The organism is Nitratireductor sp. XY-223 (assembly GCF_004959855.1).
Classification (GTDB): Bacteria; Pseudomonadota; Alphaproteobacteria; order Rhizobiales; family Rhizobiaceae; genus Hoeflea_A.
Map to the genome: position 1 here is coordinate 214,194 of NZ_SPNT01000004.1, position 19,542 is coordinate 233,735.

A 19,542-nucleotide genomic window follows, 5' to 3' on the forward strand; every position below is an offset into this window, starting at 1 on the left:
TTTCTAATTGGTGCATTTTTGAGCGCTTGGAAGCGTGTTTCGAGATGTAGGCTGTAGGCATGCGTGCCCCGTTAACGCCATGATCAAAGCTGGCCGGAACAACGGGCAAGCGGAATTTTCTAGGCCTGCGCAGCGCGATAAACGATCCAGGTGTGGAATAATTCACGGTTTCCTCTGCAAACCCCGTGCTACCCTCCCCTCTCCACGCTAACCCCCGGAGGCGCCCATGGCCGGCAGACGCATCGTGATCCTGTGCGACGGAACGTCCAACGAGATCGAGTCGGACAGGACGAATGTGCTCAGGCTCTACGGGGCGCTGGAGAAGGACGACGCGCAGCTGGTCTTCTACGATCCCGGCGTCGGCACCTTCGGGGCGGCGAATGCGTGGTCCTACACCTGGCGCAAGGCGCACGAGGTCTTCGGGCTCGCCACCGGCTGGGGGCTCGACCACAATGTCAAGGAGGCCTACCGGTTCCTCGCCGAGACGTATGACGAAGGCGCCAAGGCCTCGACGCGCGGGGGCAAGAAGACGCCGGCCCGGCCGGCGGACGAGATCTTCATCTTCGGCTTCTCGCGCGGCGCCTATACGGCGCGGGTGCTCGCCGGCTTCATCCACGCGGTCGGGCTGATTAGGCCGATCAACCTCAACCTCCTCGACTATGCCTATGCGGCCTACAAATCGGTGAGCGACAGGACCGAGAACGACGACCGCGACGAGCGCGACCCGACGCTCAACCCCTTCGCCGAGGTGCGGCTCTTCGCGCGCATCCTGCAGCCGCGGCGCCCGGCGATCCGCTGCCTCGGGCTCTTCGACACGGTCGGCTCGGTGATCGAGCGCGGGCGCGGGCTGCCGCGGCTGAAGACCCACGCCTTCACCAAGACCAACAGAAGCGTCGAGGCGGTGCGCCATGCCGTCGCCATCGACGAGGTGCGCACCATGTTCCGGCCGCAGCTCTGGCCGGCGGGCGGCGAATACTGGGGCGGGCCGTTCAAGACGTCGAAGGTCAAGAAGCAGGACGTCAAGGAAGTGTGGTTCTCGGGCGTCCATGGCGATGTCGGCGGCGGCTATCCGGAAGCCGCGTCAAAGCTCGCCAAAATCCCGCTCGACTGGATGATCAACGAGACCAGGGCGCTGGGGCTGAAATACAGGCCCGAGACGGTGAAGGATATCGTGCTCGGCAAGAACACGCAGAAGGACTACGTGAAGCCCGACCCGCTGGCCAAGCCGAACCAGTCCATGAACGCGGTCTGGAAGCTGCTGGAATATGTGCCGCGGCGGGTCTCGCCGTTCAAGCCGACCAAGCGGCCCGATTTCATGGGCTGGTACCTGCCGCAATCGGAACGGCGGATCATCCCCGATGGCGCTTCGATCCACAGCTCGGTCTTCAAGCGGCGCGGCAAGCCGAGCGACTACGACCAGCCGAACATTCCGGACGACCACGAGAAGGTCTAGAGCGGGCCTATTCCTGCGCTGCCGCGTAGTCTTCGTCCGATACCTGTTCCAGCCAGGTGACGTTGGAGCCGTCCAGCGCCTCGTGGATGGCGATATGGGCCATGGCGTTGCCGGCGGTGGCGCCGTGCCAGTGCTTCTCGCCGGGCGGGATCCAGACGGTGTCGCCCGGCAGGATCCTGACCGCCGCCTCGCCCTCCTTCTGGACAAGGCCCGCGCCGGAGACGACATAGAGCGTCTGGCCGAGCGGATGGGTGTGCCAGGCGGTGCGTGCCCCCGGCGCGAAACGCACCCGCAGCGCCGCCACCCGCGCCGGCGCGGCCGCCGAGACGATCGGGTCCGTCGTCACGTCGCCGGTGAAATAGTCTGCGCTGCCGCTGCCGCTCGGGCGGCTGCCCGCCTTGAAAATGTCCATGTGAGCCTCGGTTTTTCCCTGACAGTGACGCAAGCCTACACAATCTAGCTCGGAATTGCCCTACCCGCCCTTGCCGGCGCGGAAGATGAAGGGCAGGAGAAGGATCAGCGCCAGCGACAGCCACACGAGGATGAGCTTGGCGCTGGTGGCGGTGCTGGCGACACGGATCATGAAGGCGCTGACCTCGTCCGGCGCGGTCTCGAAGCGGGCGAGCTGGCGCAGGTGAATGGTGTTTTCCGTCCAGTCGGCGATCACGGCGAAGAGCACCGGCGCCAGGAAAGCGGCGCTGTAGGAACCGGCGCCGACGGTAAAGAGCATCACCAGCATCAAAAACGCCAGCGCGCCGCCGTAAAGCAGCGGAAAGACAAGGTCGAGCCTGAGCGACGCGCGCTCGGCTTGCAAGCCGCCTTGGGTGCCCGCAATCACCTGCCACACGGCCTTCGCCTCATCGGCGCCATAGGGGGCAAGGCGCATGTTGAGCGCCTCCTTGCCTGCCTGGCGCAGCGCCGTGTCGACCACCCGGTGGCCGGAGGCCGTGGACATAAGGTAGACACCGCCGGCGAAGATCGCCGCCCAGAAACAGAGCGCCAGAACAGCCAGTCCGAAATTGTGGAACATTACCCCTCCTCCTCGGCCTTGTGGTATTTCTCGCGGATCGCGTCGATATCGACGCTCGGCGCCGGCGCCTTCAGGTCCATCGCGCGCATGGTTTCCAGGATGATCTTCGAGGCGGCGAGGTTGCGGAACCATTTGTGGTTCGACGGCAGCACGTACCAGCGTGCTTGCTTGGTCGAGCAGTTCGACAGCATCGCCTCGTAGGCCGCGACATAATCGTCCCAGAGCTCCCGCTCCGAATAGTCGGATTCGGAGATCTTCCAGCGGCGGGCCGGATCATCGAGGCGCTTCTTGAAGCGCGCGAGCTGTTCCTCCTTCGAGATGTAAAGGAAGAACTTGACGATCGTGACGCCGGCCTTCGTCAGGCCCTCTTCAAACGCGTTGATCGCGGCGTAGCGCATCTCCCAGACGTGTTTCGGCACCAGCTTGTGGACGCGCACGACGAGCACATCCTCGTAGTGCGAGCGGTTGAAGACGCCGACCTGGCCGAGGCCGGGCACCTTCTTGTGGATGCGCCATAAGAAATCATGGGCAAGCTCCTCGTGCGAGGGCTGCTTGAAGCCGGTGACGGCGGTGCCCTGCGGGTTCATCGCCCGGATGACATGCCAGCACACACCGTCCTTGCCGGCGGCGTCGATGCCCTGCAGCACGATAAGCAGCGCGTGTTTCTTCTCAGCGTACAAGAGCTCCTGAAGCCCGGTGATCTCGGCGAGCGTCTCGCCGAGCTCGGGCATTGCCTTTTCGTGGCTCTCGTGACGACCGTGGAAACCGGGATCGATATCGGCGAGTTTCACTTTGCTGCCGGGCTTGATCATCAGTTCTTCACGATAGTCCATCGCTCATTTCCTTTTGCCGCTCGATTTGTCCGAAAACCGGTTTCCACTTTTCGGATCTCGCTCTTTTCCTTTGCCGCTCGATTTATCCGAAAACCGGTTCCCACTTTTCGGATCTCGCGGACTACCGACCGTGCAGATGGCCGTGCTGGTGCAGCGGCGTGTTGACGATCTCGGCGAGCCGCGCCCGGCGGTCGAGCCGGTTGTCGATCAGCCGCTCCATGCCGACGCGCACCACGCCGAGCACGATGAGCCAGGCGATGAGATAGACCCAGACCCAGAAAATCACCGTCCATGAGATCTGCGGCACGATCCATCCGAAGCCGCACATCAGCACCGCAAGCGCCTGGGTGCAGATGATAGCAATGGCGAGCTGGCGCGACGGGAACGGCGGTTCGAAAAACCAGCGGTGTGTGCGGGTGACGAGCAGCAGCAGATGACCGCCGGCGACGAGCTGCAGGAACATCACCGTCTGCAGGTGCTCCTTGCTCGAAATGCCAAACCACGCGGAGGCCCCGGCATGGTCGAGCACGGCAAAGCCGATCAAAAGCAGGCCGAAGGACTGGACGATGGAGCCGAAGCCGAGCACCGCCGAGACGGACAGAAGCCGCGGCATACGCCACCTTATCGGGTTCTGCGACACTGCCGTGTTGTCATAGGCGATGGTCATGATCGGCACGTCGTCGAGCAGCGACATGATGACGATCATGATCGCCGTCAGCGGCTGGAAGCCCAAAAAGATGGTCGACAGCACCACAAGGAACATGATGTCCATGGTCAGCGCCACGCGGTAGATCGTGTAGGAGGTGATGCGCCCGAAGATGCGCCGCGCCTCGTCGATGGCATTGTCGATCACCGAAAGGCCCGGCGCCGTCAGGATCAGCGCCGCCGCGCCGCGCGCAGCATCGGTGGCGCCGGAGACGGCAGTGCCGCAATCGGCCTGTTTGAGGGCCGGCGCGTCGTTGACCCCGTCTCCCGTCATCGCCACCAGGTGGCCGCGCTGCTGCAGCGCCTTGACGATGGCGTATTTGTGCTCCGGGAAGACGCGGGCGAAACCGTCGGCCTTCTCGATGGAATCGGCGATCTTGCCGGGCACATGGTCCGGGTCCATGTCTTTCGGAAAGGCATCGGCGGCCGGAATGATGTTGGTGCCGAGGCCGAGCTGGCGGGCCGTCTCGCGGGCGATCGCCGTGTCGTCGCCGGTCACCATCTTCACCGAGACACCCTTGGCACGGACCTTTTCGATCGTGGCTTCCGAATCGTCGCGCGGCGGATCGAACATAGGCAGGATGCCGAGCAGCTTCCAGCTCTTGCCGCCGTCCTCAGAGCGGGCAACGCCGAGCGCCCGGTAGCCGCGCTTGCCGAGATCGGCGACGGATTGCTCGACCTTGTCTGTGATGTCCTTCGGCGGCTTTGCCAGGTCGACGATCGCCTGTGGCGCGCCCTTGGCGACGCTCAGCGCCGCGCCCTTCTCGTCGGTCGCCTCGGCCATGGTGCGCTTCGAGACCGGGTCGAAGGGCGTGAACTTCGTGACGTGATAGGCATCGCGCGCCACCGGGTTCTTCAGCGCCTCCAGCACGGCGGTGTCGATGACGTCGGCATTCTGACGTTCCGAGGCGATCGCGGCGGCGAGCACCACGTCCTGCGGATCGGTCGCCTCCAGGAGGATCGGATCGCCGAGCGAGAGCTGGTTCTTCGTGAGCGTTCCGGTCTTGTCGGAGCACAGGATGTCGACGCCGGCCATTTCCTCGATCGAGGCGAGCCGCGAGACGATGGCCTTTTCCTTCGACAACGCCAGCGCGCCGAGCGCCATAGTGATCGAAAAGACGGCGGGCATCGCCACCGGGATCGAGGCGACAAGCAGGATCAGCACGAACTGCAGGATGTCGAGCGCGTCGGCAAGGCCCCAGTTCTCGGCAACGACGATGTCGCGCCAGACCTGCACGGCGACCATGATCAGCGCCAGGACGACGGCGACGGCGATCAGGAAATTGCCGATCTGGAACATCGCCCGCTGGGCATGGCTGACGGCGCCGGCGCCGGCGACGAGCTTGGCGGTGCGGCCGAAGAAGGTGTTGGCGCCGGTGGCGATCACCACCGCGTCCATCTCGCCCTGCTTGACGACGGAGCCGGAATAGGCCTCGTCGCCCGGCTTCTTGGCGACCGGCAGCGATTCGCCCGTCAGCGCCGCCTGGTCGATGGAGGCGTAGTCGCCGGAGACCAGCCTGAGATCCGCCGGCACGATCTCGCCGAGGCGGATCCGGACGATGTCGCCGGGCACCAGCGTCGCAGCGTCGATGGTCTTCAGCGCGCCGTCGCGCAGGGCCGTCGCATGCGGGGCGAGGCTCTTCTTCAGCGCCGCCAGCGCGTTGGACGCCTTCATGTCCTGCCACAGTTCGAGGCTCGCATTGAAGACGAGCAAGCCGAATATGATGATGAAATCGTCCCAGCGGCCGAGGAAGGCGGAGACCAGCGCCGCCGCCTCGATCATGAAGGCGATGGGGCCGGTGAAGTATTTGAGGATCTTGTGCGCCAGGCTGATATGTTTTTCCGGCAGCGCGTTGGGCCCGTACCGGTGGAGGCGCTTTTGAGCATCGGCTTCCGTGAGACCCTTTTCGGGATCAACCTGGAGCTGTTTGAGGACGCCGTCGACGGGCATCGATTCCAGGTCTTTGCTGTCCTGCTCGCTCACTGCCGGCTTGCCACTCTCGTTCATACGCATACCCCGAGTTGCCCCACCCACTTGAGTATGGACAATCTGGAGTGGAAATGAAGCCGGAAAAGGAAGGAATTGTGGTCTTGCCGACCGGCGCCCTATATCGTTGGGTTGGCAAAACGGAGTGGAAACGATGCCCGGACCGCTAGACGGCTTCAAGATCATAGACCTGACCTCGATGATATCGGGGCCGCTGGCGACACGCACCCTGGCCGACCAGGGGGCCGATGTCATCAAGGTCGAGGCACCCTCAGGCGATCATGCCCGCCACGTGGCGACGCGGCGCGGCGGCTTTTCCGCCTCGTTCCTCAACAACAACCGCAACAAGCGTTCCGTCGTCCTCAACCTCAAGCACCCGGAGGGCCTTTCCGCGCTCAAGCGGCTGGCCGCCGATGCGGACGTGATCATCCAGAATTTCCGGCCGGGCGTCGCCGAGCGCATCGGTGTCGGCGAGGCGGCGATCCGCGCCGCCAGTCCCGAAATCGTCTACGTGTCGATCGCCGGCTTCGGCTTCGACGGCCCATACGCCGCAAAACCGGTGTTCGATCCGCTGATCCAAGCGGTCTCCGGGCTGACGACGGTTCAGGCGGGCTCGGACGAGGCGCGGCCGCGGCTGGTGCGCACCATCCTGCCCGACAAGGTGACCGGCATCCAGGCGAGCCAGGCGATCACCGCCGCGCTGCTTGCCCGCGAGCGCACCGGTAAGGGCCAGCATGTACGGCTTTCCATGCTCGACACCGTCGTCTCGTTCCTGTGGAGCTCGGACATGGGGCGCCATACCTTCGTCGGCGAGGAAGGCGACAAGGAAAACGCGCAGTCCTTCATCGATCTCATCTACGAGACGACGGACGGCTATATCAGCGTCGCGGTGATGCAGGACAAGGAGTGGCAGGCCTTCGCGCGCGCTGCCGAGCGGCCTGATATCCTGGAGGACGAGCGCTTCCGGACCGCCGAGGGCCGCGAGCGCTTCAAGAACGAGCGGCTCGAACTCATCCAGTCGATCCTGAAGGACCGCGGCACGGCCGAATGGCTGGAGCGGCTGGAGGCCGAGGACGTGCCCTGCGCACCGGTGCTGACCCGCGAGGAGGTGATCCGCCACCCGCAGATCCGCGCCAACGACATCGTCGAGGAGCTCGACCATCCGCAAGCGGGCCGGCTGCGCCAAACCCGCAACCCGGCGCGCTTTTCAGGAACGCCGGCGGCGCACCGCATGGGCGCGCCGGTGCTGGGCGGCCAGACCCGCGAGGTGCTTGCCGAGCACGGTTTTACGGGCGACGAAATCGCGGCGTTGGAAGCGAGCGGCGCAGCGGCGCAGGCAAAGCGCTGAAACCGGCGCCAGATCTTAGCAATATCGATCAAGCGGAATTGGGCGAAAGCGGCGATATTCGGCGCGTGAACGTCGAAGGGAGACTTTGTTGAGCCTCGCCGAGCGCCTCGCCTGGCAGATCGAAAGGCAGCTCCACGATCCGCTGTCGATCGGCCTCTTGTCCGAACGCTGCGCCGCGAGCCCTTATCATATGGCCCGCGTGTTCCGGTCGGTCACCGGTCTTTCGCCGATGACCTACGTACGGGCGCGGCGGCTTACGGAAGCGGCAAAGCGGCTGGCAAACGGAAAGGACGACATCCTGACTGTCGCACTTGATGCGCAGTTCAGCTCCCACGAGGCGTTCACCCGGGCCTTCGCCGCCTATTTCGGCGTGCTGCCGCGCAGCGTCCGAAGGGCCCGGTCAACCGCGGACCTTGAACTGATGGAGCCTTTGAAAATGAAAAAAGACCTGATTGTGGACGTCGCCAAACCGGAGATCAGGGAGCGCGACGGCTTCCGGGTCATCGGCATGAGCAAGCAAGCCAGCGTCGAAACCACCAGCACCATACCGCCACTGTGGCAGGCCTTTGCTGCACGCCACACGGAACTGGGCGACGCGATTCACAATCCATCCTACGGTGTGAGCTGGAACGGCGATGAACATGGAAATTTCAAATATATGGCCGGGCATGAGGCAGGACCTGACATTGCCGTGCCTGACGGCATGGAGGAAATGCTGATCCCCAAGGCCCGCTATGCCGTCTTCACCCATGACGGCCATATCTCGGACATCCCGAAAACGATCTACACGATCTGGAACAAGGCGTTGCCCGATGAGGGGCTTGAGCCTGCGGAAACGCCGGATTTCGAGCTTTATGACCAGCGCTTTGATGCGGCGACCGGGCGCGGCACCGTTGAAATCTGGATTCCGGTTCAATAACCGGTGACCGATGCCGAAAAATCCTCCATTGTGATGGCAAGACACTGTAATCATCAGCGGAGGCAGCGCCATGGCAAAAGACGTCGTCCTGATCCACGGGGCCTTTGCCGGCCCCTGGTGCATGGAAAATTACCGCCGGTTCCTTGAAGAACGCGGCTGGACCTGCCACGCGCCGGCGCTGCGCTTCCATGACGGCGATCCGAAGGCGGAGCCCGATCCCGCCTTCGCGGATACCAGCATCCTTGACTACGCGAAGGACATCGCGGCGTTCGTCAAGACGCTCGACAGCCCGCCGGTCATCATCGCCCACGCGGTCAGCGCCATCGTCGCCCAGCAGGTGGCCGCGCAAGGCCTTGCCAGCGGGCTGGTGCTGATCAACCCCAACGCCACCTGGGGCATGCTGCCCGAGACCGACGACGAACGGGCGGTGGCGCGCGCCTTCATGGAACAGGGCCCGTTCTGGAAGGCGCCGGTGCGCGTCGATTTCGACCTCATCGCCCCGTTTGCCTGGAACCGGCTGGACGAAAAGACCCAGCACGAGACCTTCGAGAAGCTCGGGCCCGAATCCGGCCGGGTGATGTTCGAGATGTTCTTCTGGATGTTCGACGACCACCGGGCCGTCGCGGTCGACTTCGACCGTGTCACCTGCCCTGTCCTGGTCCTCTGCGGCGCGGAGGACCGGGCGGTGCGCCCGGCCGTCGGCAGGCAGATCGCCGAACGATACGGCTCAAAGGGCACTTACCATCTCGCCGAGAACCACGCGCATTTCCTGTTCATGGAGCCCGGCTGGGAGGATGTGGCGGCGGTCGCCGCCGGGTGGATGGAAGCATGCGTCGGTGCGGCATAGCCGGACTCGCGTCGCTCTCTTCACTGTCCCTGAAGGTGACCACAGCCCTTAGGCCGAGTTCGCAGCGTTCATGCTGACGCGCGATACAGGAAAATCAGGCACAAACCGTAACTGATCTTTGAAGAACTTGAGTCTTGCGTCGCTCATGCCAGCGCCGACTCCATTTTTCGCGGCTATCGACACTTCGTATCTGTCTTGATAGGAAATTCCGCCCTTGCCCGCTTCGTCGAACCCGGGCAACCGCATGGTCCAGGCGACACCGGCCTCTTTCATCTCCGCGGAAGGCTTCAGCCAGCGTTCGCCATCCACGCCTTTCGGGCGTTTTGTCGGACCGGAGTATCCGGGATCATTGTTTGTGGTGCCGTCTCCCAGATTGTAGCCGGCCTTGACATAGTCGCGCCAATCCAGCCCGCCCTTTTCATGTATCCAGTCGCCGTTCATTACGATATCCAGGCTCTTCCAGCAACGCGTGAAGCGATTGTCTTCGCCCTCGCGCGGATCCTCTTCGCATTCGTTACGTCTCATCCAGTTCTTCCCGAACAACCGCCTGGTCCCTTTTTTGAGTTTGACTGCGTTGTTGAAATGTTTCAGGCGCCCCAGCGCCCTCTTCCGGAAGAGGCGCTCGCCGTGTTTGAAAAACCAGGAATTGTTGAAGACGTAGAAATCGCCTTCGTTTGCCTGCCTGCCCCCGAGTTTAAATCCAGATCCGCCTGTGCGTCCGCCGGCGGTTGCGGGCTTTTCCAGCCAGTGGTGGTTGTCGTAGATGTAGAACCAGCCGGCCCTTTGAAGCTCGAAGGAGTACGGGGCGTAGCAGTCGTCAAAGGTGTTGCTGCGCACCACCCAGTTCCAGGCGTGATCCTCCGGCTCGATGCAATTGTCGCGTATGCGCGCGAAACGGTTGTTTTCGATCAGAACGTTGGAGGCCGAACGGCGGCCGTTGTTGAAGCGCGCCGCCGAGCGGTCCTCATCATCCGGCAGGTCGTCCACACTGTTGAAGAAATGGATGCCATTGAACGCGTCTTCGATGTCGCAATCGCGGATCGTCACGTTGCCGGCAATGTTCCATGCGCGAAAAAAGTCGCCGTCAAACTGTCTTTGATCGCCTTCGACCACGCCACCGACAGTGGAGTTCTCGTAAGAGCCGTGGACCTGGCGCCATTCGATCCTGTCCCAAAGATCGCGCCATCCCGTCTGTTTGAAACTGCAGCGCTCAATCCAGATATCGCGTGTGTCGACACCGTTGGCTCCGATCGCGACCGTACAGGGACCGAAATCGCAATCCAGCACGACGATGTTCTGGCAATTGTCGAGGTTGAGGGCAGCCGGCCAGCAGTCCTTGAATTTCAGACCTTTCAGAACGACGAACTGGCAGCCCGACAGGGTAAGAGCGGCCTGGTCCGAGATCTGGCCGACACTCGGATAGAAACCGTTTTCCTGCCTCAGATACGCGATCCTATTGGCGCCTTCGTCAGGGCGTGTCCCGAACGTATTCACGCTGATCTTGGACTTGCATGTGATGACGATCGGGCGATCATACGTGCCGCGCAGATTAGAGCGAACAATCGGCCGGGTCGGATCGTCTTTCAGAACTTCAGTTTCATAGTGCTTTGACTTCGAACCGGCCATGCCTCTCCCCCAAAATATCTGAAACAGGGTCAGTCTATTCGGCTGAGGCGTCTCGACTGTAGGTTTTCTCACCAACTTGTATGCAACCGCTGCAGGCGCGACAACGTTTGTCCGTTGGTTAAGCAAGCGATGCGGCAAGGTTCTGCAATGCTGCCGCGTAGCCATCGCGGTGCCCTTGCAGTGCGTCCTCACCGGCAAAGGACGTTACTTGATCGGTGAGGCGCAGCAGCGAGCCGCCGTTTTCCGCACCGGCTATATCGAATGTGATCAGCGCCACGGTGAGAAGCTGCTCACCGTCCCACAGCTCCTCCGAAAACGAGATCACCGAGGGCGGTTCGACCAGGTGATAGGCAACACGCATTTCCCAGTTCAGCGGACCGCCCGCGGGGCCGCAACGCGCGGTCTCGCTGCCGCCGGTGCGCAGGTCGCTTTGAAGGATCCTGATCTCCACATCCGCATTGGGCGCCGACCAGCGTTCGCGGGCGCGCGGGTCGGCAAAGGCCGCAAACAGCCTGTCCGGCGCGGCCGCGAAGGACCGCTCGATTGCAATCGTTTCATGGACCGACCGCATCATCCGTCCACTTCCTTCTCCAGCCGGTCGAGCATGACGCCCCAGCCGTTCTCATGGGCGGAGCGCATGCTCTCGCCCGTCATGAATGCCGCCTGCTCGCAGCAAACGAGCCGCGTTCCTGTTCCTTCCGGGTGGAACTCGATGGTCGACTGCATGCAGGAAAACGCGGCGCCGTTCGAAATGACGCGCACCGATGTGACAATACTGCCGGCCGGAACGATGTCGATGTATCTGGTGTCGAAGCTCACGATCACCGCGCCGTCCTTCATCAGGTGGCTTTTCTCGTAACCGCCGGTGCGAAAATCGAAACCCTCGTAATCCATCTCCATTCCGTCGGGTGTCGGCTCCCAGCGCCGGCGCGCATCGCTGTCTTCCCAGGCGGCGAAAACGCGCTCGGGCGCGGCCTTGAAAACCCGCTCTATCCTGATGGTTTCATGGACGATTTCCGGTTTTCCCGTCATGCTTTTCTCCCTCAAGTGTTGCTTTAATTCTGCTGTTCGTTGTCGAGATAGTTTTCCAGGGCATCGAGCCGCGCCTCCCAGACGGAACGGCGGTCGCGCAGCCACGCTTCGGCCGCCTCCAGCGCGTTTGCGCGCAAGTGGCAGGTGCGCACGCGGCCGGTCTTTTCTGTGGTGATGATTGCGCCGTCCTCCAGCACGCGCAGGTGCTGCATGAATGACGGCAGCGCCATCTTGAACGGTTTCGCCAGCTCGCCCACCGTTGCCGGCCCGCCTGCAAGGCGCTCGACCACGGCACGCCGGGTCGGATCGGCGAGCGCATGGAAAAACGTATCGATCCGGGTTTGATTGTTAGGCATAAACCTAACTATAAGGACGCCTTCGCCGGTCGTCAATATCACTTAGGTAAAAAACTAAGTAATTCGAAGGCGAACTCCCGGGAGATTTATCGGCAAAGGTCCTGTATAGGGACCCTCACCCCAAGGAGGACCGTCATGATCGCGCTTTTACCCATCGACATTTCCCACCGCGAGACGATTGCCGGCTGGCTGCACGATACCCGTGTGTCGAAATGGTGGGGCGATCCGTCGGGGCGGCTGGAGCAGTTCGACGAGACAGGACCGGACAATCACGCGCTGATCGCCCGCGGAGGCACGCCCATCGGATATGTGCGCTGGGAAATGGTCGATCCGGATGCGCTGGCTTCGGTCGGGCTGAATGAGATCCCGCCGCGATCGATCGACATCGACATCTTCATCGGCGCGACGGACGCGGCCGGACGCGGCGCCGGGCCGGAGGCCCTCGAGCTGCTTTTCGCCCGCCTGGTTGAGACCACCGACGCGCCCCTTGCCGGCCTTTGCACCTCCGTGGAAAACACCCGCGCCCACAGCGCATTTCGCAAGGCGGGTTGCGAAAGGCTGACGGATTTCGACGATCCGACCTACGGGCCATGCCACGTCTTTGTGCGCTATCTCAGGTAGAGCGGCCCGGATCCCGGGCTTCAAGGAGCCGCGCAACCTCGTCGGTGGTCATGACGTCGGCGAAATAGAGCGCCAGGTTGATCAGGGTCGCCATGTGCTCCTCGTCGCTGCGGGTGCCGTTGGCGTCGGACACGAAGATGCTGTTGTAGTTGCGTTGCATCGCATCGCGCGTCGTCGCCTCGCAGCAGACGTTGGAAAGCGTGCCGGTGACGATCAGCGTGTCGCGCCCGGCTGCCTGTAGCTTCTCGTGCAGGCCCGACGAATTCGCAAACGCGCTGTGGCGGGTTTTCGTCAGGCGCAGATCGGACGCATCGACCTCGAGGGATTCATGAATTTCAAACCCGAACGTGCCCTCGGCAGTCAGTTCGATAATTCGCTTGCGCGTCGCCGGTGCGGCGAGGTTACGGCTCCAGGAGCGCCACGCATCGCTCGCGGTGTGCTGGGTCCAGACAACCATGGCCCCGGCGTCGCGGCAAAGACGCGCCAGGCGGTTGATGTTCGGCACGATCCCTTCAAGGCCCGGAATTTCCGTCGGCGCATAGCCGGGCACGAGAAACACGTTCTGCATGTCGAGGACCAGGAGCGCGGTGCGCGCCGGGTCGATCTCCTCGAAGAGATGCAAGCGGCCGCGGCGGGCAATGATCCGGTCCACATATTGCTTCGGAATTTCGGTCGGATGCATGTATTGTCCATTTCTGTGCTGCCGCTCCAATGGTGCCACGGCAACGGGGCAGAATTTTTACGACGGCAGCAGCACACCGGGAGAGCGCTGGATGAAAGACGACGGAAAAACGAGGATCATCGGTTATCACCATTTTCGCAAGCTGCCGACCGCCCGGCACGGGCTCGCGATCGCCGTCCTTTTCGTCGTCCTGATCCTGATCGCCGTTTTCCTTCAGCAGGCCGGCTTCTGGCCGGAGAGCTGGAATTCAAGCTTTGACGGGACCGGCGAATAGGAGTTCAGCCGAAAACCGTTCTAGTTGCTACGCTTGTCGTTCCGCTTTGGTAGGCGCGCACGTGCCGGCTTGACATATCTAATATAGAATTCGCATATCAAAACATAACTTATATAAATTGTAGACAAAAATACTACGAATGAAAATTCGTAAATATATGCAATAATAACACAAACTACTCCAATGCTTATTTTTGCCCAAAACGGGAGATTATCAATATATAACGCTAATTTTGTTTTCAAAATTCGCCCACCTCAATCGACTCATTCAACCTGAATATAATATTCCGCGTACGAAATGCCACAATATCTCCGTGATTTCTCACGGCGCCACCTCAACCCAGCCCCATCATTTTCGCATGGCAGACACCGCGATTGCGGGCTGTTGCCGCCACAATTGATCCCCATTTCAGTTTGGAACAAATCGAGAAAGGAGAAAGACAATGTCTGTGCTCGATAGATATAATTCATGGCGCAAGCACAACCGTGCAGCCAACACGCTGCGGACGCTTTCCGACCGCGCGCTGGCCGATATCGGTGCGAGCCGCAACCAGATCGACGACTATGTCAGCCGCAAGCTCGGCGAATAAGGATCGTCGCTATACGAATTGAATCGGGGTGCTGAATGCTTTCGGCGCCCTTTTTCGTGTCAATTCGCGCGGCGCTGCGCTAGATTTCGCCAACCTGTCCTGACTCGGAGTGTCCGATGCGCCGCCTGATCTTTCTGCTTGTCTCGCACGGGGCCGCGCTGGCGGTCGGCTTCGCGCTCGGGATTTACTTCCTGCCCATCCTGACCGCGCCGCCGGCGCCCGACGCTGCGGTTCTGGAGGAAACGGCACAAGCCGCACAATATTCGGCCGAATTCAACCGCGAGCTGCGCGGCAGCGATTTCCTGCACTGGGGCGAAGGCACCGTCAGCCTGACGCCTCAAAAAATCGTCCACGAGGGGCGCCTCGCGCCCGGCCCCGACTATAAGCTCTACCTCGTCAAGGAATTCGTCGAGCACGAGGACGACTTCTTGCCGCTCAAGGACGCCTCGCCGCGCATCGGTGACATCAAGACGTTCGAGGGCTTCCTCGTCGATGTGCCAGAGGACATCGACATCAATGAATACAACACCGTGCTGGTGTGGTGCGAGACTTTCGGCGAGTTCATCACGGCGGCGAAATACAGGTGAGCGGCTGCAGCCCATTGCCAGGGGGAACCACATGAAACCGTCGCGCGTTCTGCTGATTACCATTTTGGTGACAGCGGCATTTTATACCTACAGCTTCATTGCACTGGGCAGTGGGTTCCCGACCATCGAATCGACCGGCCAGGAAGTTGTCGACTGGTTCTCGAACAATGGCGGCAAGGCAAAGACCTACGCCTGGACAGCGGCGTTCTTTTCAATGGGTCTCGCCATTTTCGCCGGACAGGTGGCGGCGGTGCTGCCGAAGCCGCACCGCTACATCTTTTTCTCCGGAGTTCTCGGCTTTGCCATCACGGCGCAGGTCCAGGCATGGATCTGGGCGGGTCTGGCATTTCATCCGCAGGGCCTCGACCCGGCTACAGCCCGCACCATCTTTGACGTAGCCGCCTTCTGGGGGCCGCTGGTCAATGGCTCGACAATGACGATGGCCCTGCCCTTCGCTGCGTTGGGGCTCGGCGCGAGCCCGCTTGTCCCGCGCTGGCTGATGTGGCTCAGCGTGATCTTTTTTGCCGAACAGGCGATCGAGACGGTCACCGTATTCGGCGAGAGCGGCTTCATTGCGCCGGGCGGCACCATGAATGTCTATCTCGGCGGCGCACTGGGCTTTCTGTGGACCGGCGGCGTTGTCCGCTGGGCAATGCAACGGATGGACAGTGCGACCCTGCCGAAACACTGACGTGTCGCCTCGCGAGCTTAACTCTCCTTGCCGGCTTCCTGCAGGTAAGACCAGACGCGGCTGATCACCACGGAGCCGTCGCCGACCGCCGAGGCGACGCGCTTGACCGAGCCGGCGCGGACGTCGCCGACGGCAAAGATCCCGGGATGGGAGGTTCCGTAGGCTGAAGCGGCGCCGACATCGGGGCCCGTCTTCACGAAACCCTTGTCGTCGAGTTCGACGCAGCCCGACAGCCAGGCGGTATTGGGCGCCGCGCCGACCATGACGAAGACGGCCGGCGTTTCGAGCCGCCAGTCCTTGCCGCTGCCCCTGTCGTGGATTGTCACGCATTCCAGGGTGCCGTCCCCCTGGCAGGCCGCGAGCTGCGATTGCGTGTGCAGCGTGATGGCGGGATCGTTCTCGAGCCGGTTACGCAGATAGTCGGACATCGAGCTTGCCAGCGACGTGCCGCGAATGAGCACATGGACATGGTGTGCCGATCGGCTGAGGAACATCGCCGCCTGGCCGGCGGAGTTGCCGCCGCCGATCACCACGACATCGCAGTCCTTGCAGTAGCGCGCCTCCAGATCGGTCGCGGCGTAGTAGATCCCTGCGCCCTCGAAATCCTCGTAGCCATCGATGGCAAGCTTGCGGTACTGCACGCCGGTTGCGACGACGATCGAGCGGGCACGGACCGCCTCGCCGTCTTCCAGGGTTACGCGAAATTCGCCCTTGTCCTCCGCAAGGCTCATGGCGCGGCGCGGAACAGCAAAGCGCGTTCCGAACTTGACCGCCTGCACCTCGCCGCGCCAGCACAGATCGGCGCCGGAGATGCCGGTGGGAAAGCCCATGTAGTTCTCGATCCGGCTTGAGGAGCCGGCCTGGCCGCCGATGGCGAGATCCTCGATCACCAGCGCCTTCATGCCCTCAGCGCCGGCATAGACGCCGGCGGCAATGCCGGCGGGGCCGCCGCCGACGATCAGCACGTCATAGATGCGCTCCGCCGACAGTGTGGCATCGAGCCCGAAATAGGCGGCAACCGCACGGGGCGTCGGGTTGGCGAGCGCGGTGGACGGCCCGAGGATGACCGCCGGGTGCGCCGGATCCAGATCGCACTTTGCAGCGATATCGGCCGCCTCGGGCGATCCGAGCGCCACCTGGCGGGCGGGAATGCGGTTGCGGTTGGCGAAATCGGCGATCCTGCGAATGTCACGGTCGGCCTCGCCGCCGAGCAGCGTCATGCCGAGCAGGTTGTTCTCGATCATGTAGCGGCGGCGAGCCGCAAAGACCGTGATGACAAGGTCGCCGAGTTCCGGGTCCCTGGACATCAGGTCGAGCATCTTCAGGCGTGGCACGCTGATGAGGCGGGCATCGGTGGCGGCGATGATGTCGACCTGCGCGCCGCCGCCGGAGAGGAAATCAATCTCGCCGATGAACTCGCCCGGCCCCATCGTGCCGAAGGGAAACGGGCGATTGGTGACCGGGTTGATCACATCGATCGTTCCCGCCTTGATATAGTGGAAATAGTCCTGCGGGCCGCCGACCTCGAAGATCTTCTCACCGGCCCCGTATGCGACCTCCTCGCCGATCTTTTCGATGGCCCGGACCTGCCGGGGCGAGAGCTTCTGGCGCGCCAGCGCGGCAAGATCGTCGGCAAGGCTTTCCATTCGGACCTCTCCCTCGGGGATTTGCCCTCGAAGATAGGGCCTCACGCGGATGGCGCAATGAAAAAGGCGATGAATTGAGGAACGCCGGCCAAGGCGCGCGCAACGGAGCCGCTACCAGCGCAGCGTGTGCATTGCGGCGGCAACGGACAATATTCCAGTAAATTTAGCCGGCGAAATTGCGTGAGGTGCCTGTATCGCGAACACGAATTGCGCTAAGGCCGACCTCGCAATGGACAAAACCGTGGACACGAGAACGCCGGCGACGACAAAGGCCGTTGCGCTGATGGTGGGCGCCAGCCTGCTGGTCGCGGCGACGTCGCTGATCGCCAAGCGGCTCGGCATTGAATCCGGCGCCGGCGCGGGTCTCAATCCGTTCCAGGTCAGCGCCGGGCGATTTGTCTTCGCGCTGCTCGCGCTCGGCGCATTCCTCTCTGCCGCGCCGGCATCCCGCCCCTCGCTCAAGGGCGCCCGCTGGTCGTGGCACCTGATGCGCTCGCTTTGCGGCTGGCTGGGGGTGACCTGCATGTTCGCGGCCGTCGCCCGCATGCCGGTGGCCGAGGCGACCGCGATCAGCTTCCTCAACCCGCTCGTCACCATGGGCCTTGCCGTCTTGATCCTGGGCGAGCGCATCACGGTTCGCAAATACGTGGCCGCCGGCCTGGCGATTGCCGGCGCCCTGCTGATCCTGAGGCCCGGCACCGACGCTTTCCAGATGGCCGGCATCCTGGCACTGGCCGCGGCCCTGTTCATGGGGTTCGAAGCGATCTTCATCAAGCGCCTGAGCGATACCGAGCCGGCATTAAGGGTACTATTGATCAACAATAGCCTGGGCGCTTGCGTGTCGGTCATCGCAGCCAGTTTCGTTTGGAGCGTGCCTTCGGCCGAACAATGGGTGCTGCTCGTCGCGCTCGGCGTCGTCATGGTGTGCGCCCAATCGCTTTTCATCCAATCCATGAAGCGCGGCGAGGCCAGTGTCGTCATGCCCGCCTTCTATACGGTGCTTGTCTTCGCCGCGTTTTATGACTTTGTCCTTTACGGTGTCCTGCCGTCCTATGCGGCCGTAATCGGCGCGGCGCTGATCGTCGCCGGTGCCCTGGCGCTCGCGGTGCGCCGATCCAGGGGATAGTTCGATGCGGCGGTCATCGCGGATGTTGCGCCCGGAATTGGCCTGAATAAGGGCTTACATAATCCGGCACGGTGATTCAGAATGCACCTGAACAATCCGAAAGGCTGGCCCGGAACAACGGAGCAAACATGATCGAGCGACTGACATCAAGGGCGATGGCCGGGATCACCGCGGCGGTGCTTGCCGTAGGCATGACGGTCGGCGCGGCTGTTGCCTCCGACATTCCCGATACGCCGGAACCGGGTCCCATCCGCATGGGCCTGGAGCCCTGGCTCGGCTACGGCCAGTGGCATATCGCCGAAAAGCAGGGTCTCTTCGGCAAGGTCGGGCTTGACGATGTCGTGCTGGTGAATTTCACCACCGATGCCGAAATCAACGGGGCACTCGCCGCCGGCGAACTGGACGCGGCCAATGTCGCGACCCATACGGCGATGGAGTTCGTCGCCGCCGGACTGGACGTGCATATCGTCGCGCTTCTGGATGTGTCGACCATGGCCGACGCCATCATCGCACAGCCGCCGATCGCCCTCGTCACGGATCTCGACGGCAAGCGCGTCGCCTATGAGCCCGGTTCGACGAGCGAGATACTCCTGCAATACGCGCTCGCACAAAACGGGCTTTCCATCGGCTACATCACGCCTGTGCCGCTGGAGGCTGCGGAGGCGGGCAAGGCGCTCGTGGAGGCGAAGGTTCAGGCGGCCGTCACCTACGAGCCCTACCTTTCCGTCGCCCGTAGCGAGGACAACCAATTGGAGACGGTCTTCACCGCCGGCGCGGAGCCGGGCCTGATCTCGGACGTGCTCGTGGTGCGCGCGGATTTCGCCGCCTCGCGCCCGGGCGCGATCGTCGCGCTTTTGAAATCCTGGCAGGCGGCGCTCGATTTCTACGAGGCCGACGTGCCGCGCGGGCGGGCGATCATCGCCGGCGCCGTCGGCGCCGATCCGCAGGTTCTCAAGACCGCCTTCGACGGCGTCGTCTACTATTCGCTTGAACAGAACCGCAAGGTTCTCACCGGCACGTTCCTCACCGAGATCATCCCCGATATCGAGGACGCCGCGGTCGGCGCCGGGCTGCTCGACGGGCCGGTGGACATGAGCAAGGCCGTCGACGGGCGGTTTGTAGATGAAGCGGTGAAGTGACCGCCGCCGGCGCATTGAGGTCTCGATACAGACTGCCGTCCGAGAACAGAC

21 protein-coding genes are annotated in these 19,542 nt (G+C 62.8%); 11 read left to right on the plus strand and 10 right to left on the minus strand.

All coding sequences use genetic code 11. The features are described 5' to 3' along the window. The first annotated feature begins 226 nt into the window (after positions 1-226). The gene (locus E4M07_RS16215; RefSeq protein WP_136659421.1) at positions 227-1,453 is read left to right on the plus strand and encodes a DUF2235 domain-containing protein; all 1,227 of its coding nucleotides are present in this window, start codon (positions 227-229) and stop codon (positions 1,451-1,453) included. A 7-nt stretch (positions 1,454-1,460) separates the two neighbouring features. Here the strand turns inward: E4M07_RS16215 and E4M07_RS16220 are convergent, their stop codons facing one another. From E4M07_RS16220 to E4M07_RS16235, 4 genes are all read right to left on the minus strand, one after another. Continuing rightward, on the minus strand, positions 1,461-1,865 hold the full coding sequence (locus E4M07_RS16220; protein WP_136659422.1) for a cupin domain-containing protein: 405 nt from the start codon (positions 1,863-1,865) through the stop codon (positions 1,461-1,463). Between the two features lie 60 nt (positions 1,866-1,925). Further along, positions 1,926-2,483 (minus strand): hypothetical protein, encoded by a 558-nt coding sequence (locus E4M07_RS16225; protein WP_136659423.1) that lies wholly within the window; start codon positions 2,481-2,483, stop codon positions 1,926-1,928. Then, a complete protein-coding gene (locus E4M07_RS16230) occupies positions 2,483-3,316 on the minus strand; it encodes a polyphosphate kinase 2 family protein (protein WP_136659424.1) in 834 nt (277 codons plus the stop codon). The genes E4M07_RS16225 and E4M07_RS16230 overlap by 1 nt, the downstream gene beginning before the upstream one ends. Before the next feature lie 121 nt (positions 3,317-3,437). Further along, complete coding sequence (locus E4M07_RS16235) at positions 3,438-6,029, minus strand: plasma-membrane proton-efflux P-type ATPase (protein ID WP_136659425.1); 2,592 nt, start codon at positions 6,027-6,029, stop codon at positions 3,438-3,440. A gap of 133 nt (positions 6,030-6,162) precedes the next feature. On the opposite strand from E4M07_RS16235, the gene E4M07_RS16240 reads away from it, so the two are divergent. The 3 genes from E4M07_RS16240 to E4M07_RS16250 all read left to right on the plus strand — a co-directional run bounded on the left by E4M07_RS16240 (position 6,163) and on the right by E4M07_RS16250 (position 9,122). Beyond that, entirely contained in the window at positions 6,163-7,356 is a 1,194-nt protein-coding gene (locus E4M07_RS16240; RefSeq protein ID WP_136659426.1) for a CoA transferase, read from the plus strand. Positions 7,357-7,444: 88 nt separating this feature from the next. Beyond that, positions 7,445-8,275, plus strand: a complete 831-nt coding sequence (locus E4M07_RS16245; RefSeq protein WP_136659427.1) for an AraC family transcriptional regulator — start codon at positions 7,445-7,447, stop codon at positions 8,273-8,275. A gap of 70 nt (positions 8,276-8,345) precedes the next feature. Then, complete coding sequence (locus tag E4M07_RS16250) at positions 8,346-9,122, plus strand: alpha/beta hydrolase (protein WP_136659428.1); 777 nt, start codon at positions 8,346-8,348, stop codon at positions 9,120-9,122. 48 nt (positions 9,123-9,170) lie between these two features. Here E4M07_RS16250 and E4M07_RS16255 read toward each other — a convergent pair whose 3' ends face one another. The 4 genes from E4M07_RS16255 to E4M07_RS16270 are packed head-to-tail and all read right to left on the minus strand — an operon-like array spanning position 9,171 to position 12,136. After that, complete coding sequence (locus E4M07_RS16255; protein WP_136659429.1) at positions 9,171-10,913, minus strand: right-handed parallel beta-helix repeat-containing protein; 1,743 nt, start codon at positions 10,911-10,913, stop codon at positions 9,171-9,173. Further along, the gene (locus E4M07_RS16260) at positions 10,867-11,322 is read right to left on the minus strand and encodes an SRPBCC domain-containing protein (protein ID WP_136659430.1); all 456 of its coding nucleotides are present in this window, start codon (positions 11,320-11,322) and stop codon (positions 10,867-10,869) included. The genes E4M07_RS16255 and E4M07_RS16260 overlap by 47 nt, the downstream gene beginning before the upstream one ends. Then, positions 11,319-11,780 carry an SRPBCC domain-containing protein gene (locus E4M07_RS16265; RefSeq protein ID WP_136659431.1) on the minus strand — a complete coding sequence of 154 codons (462 nt, stop codon included), beginning with the start codon at positions 11,778-11,780 and terminating at the stop codon, positions 11,319-11,321. Before E4M07_RS16265 ends, E4M07_RS16260 begins: the two co-directional genes overlap by 4 nt. A gap of 23 nt (positions 11,781-11,803) precedes the next feature. After that, complete coding sequence (locus E4M07_RS16270) at positions 11,804-12,136, minus strand: metalloregulator ArsR/SmtB family transcription factor (protein WP_136659432.1); 333 nt, start codon at positions 12,134-12,136, stop codon at positions 11,804-11,806. Positions 12,137-12,271: 135 nt separating this feature from the next. Here E4M07_RS16270 and E4M07_RS16275 point away from each other — a divergent pair, with 135 nt between their 5' ends. Beyond that, positions 12,272-12,757, plus strand: a complete 486-nt coding sequence (locus E4M07_RS16275) for a GNAT family N-acetyltransferase (RefSeq protein ID WP_169054250.1) — start codon at positions 12,272-12,274, stop codon at positions 12,755-12,757. Here the strand turns inward: E4M07_RS16275 and E4M07_RS16280 are convergent. Beyond that, positions 12,750-13,439 carry a cysteine hydrolase gene (locus E4M07_RS16280; RefSeq protein WP_136659434.1) on the minus strand — a complete coding sequence of 230 codons (690 nt, stop codon included), beginning with the start codon at positions 13,437-13,439 and terminating at the stop codon, positions 12,750-12,752. The genes E4M07_RS16275 and E4M07_RS16280 overlap by 8 nt on opposite strands. Positions 13,440-13,530: 91 nt before the next feature. Here E4M07_RS16280 and E4M07_RS16285 point away from each other — a divergent pair, with 91 nt between their 5' ends. From E4M07_RS16285 to E4M07_RS16300, 4 genes are all read left to right on the plus strand, one after another. Further along, positions 13,531-13,713, plus strand: coding sequence for a hypothetical protein (locus E4M07_RS16285; RefSeq protein WP_136659435.1), 183 nt, complete (start codon positions 13,531-13,533; stop codon positions 13,711-13,713). Between the two features lie 442 nt (positions 13,714-14,155). Next, entirely contained in the window at positions 14,156-14,302 is a 147-nt protein-coding gene (locus tag E4M07_RS16290; RefSeq protein ID WP_136659436.1) for a DUF1127 domain-containing protein, read from the plus strand. 116 nt (positions 14,303-14,418) lie between these two features. Beyond that, positions 14,419-14,889 (plus strand): DM13 domain-containing protein, encoded by a 471-nt coding sequence (locus E4M07_RS16295; RefSeq protein WP_136659437.1) that lies wholly within the window; start codon positions 14,419-14,421, stop codon positions 14,887-14,889. Positions 14,890-14,920: 31 nt separating this feature from the next. Next, positions 14,921-15,580 (plus strand): hypothetical protein, encoded by a 660-nt coding sequence (locus E4M07_RS16300; protein WP_136659438.1) that lies wholly within the window; start codon positions 14,921-14,923, stop codon positions 15,578-15,580. Positions 15,581-15,597: 17 nt separating this feature from the next. Here E4M07_RS16300 and E4M07_RS16305 read toward each other — a convergent pair whose 3' ends face one another. Continuing rightward, the gene (locus E4M07_RS16305; RefSeq protein WP_136659439.1) at positions 15,598-17,226 is read right to left on the minus strand and encodes a cyclic nucleotide-binding domain-containing thioredoxin-disulfide reductase; all 1,629 of its coding nucleotides are present in this window, start codon (positions 17,224-17,226) and stop codon (positions 15,598-15,600) included. Positions 17,227-17,467: 241 nt separating this feature from the next. Between E4M07_RS16305 and E4M07_RS16310 the strand changes: the two genes are divergently transcribed. Next, positions 17,468-18,352: a DMT family transporter gene (locus E4M07_RS16310; RefSeq protein ID WP_206057291.1), complete on the plus strand. Its 885-nt coding sequence runs from the start codon at positions 17,468-17,470 to the stop codon at positions 18,350-18,352. Between the two features lie 128 nt (positions 18,353-18,480). After that, positions 18,481-19,491, plus strand: a complete 1,011-nt coding sequence (locus E4M07_RS16315; protein WP_136659441.1) for an ABC transporter substrate-binding protein — start codon at positions 18,481-18,483, stop codon at positions 19,489-19,491. The last annotated feature ends 51 nt before the right edge of the window (positions 19,492-19,542 follow it).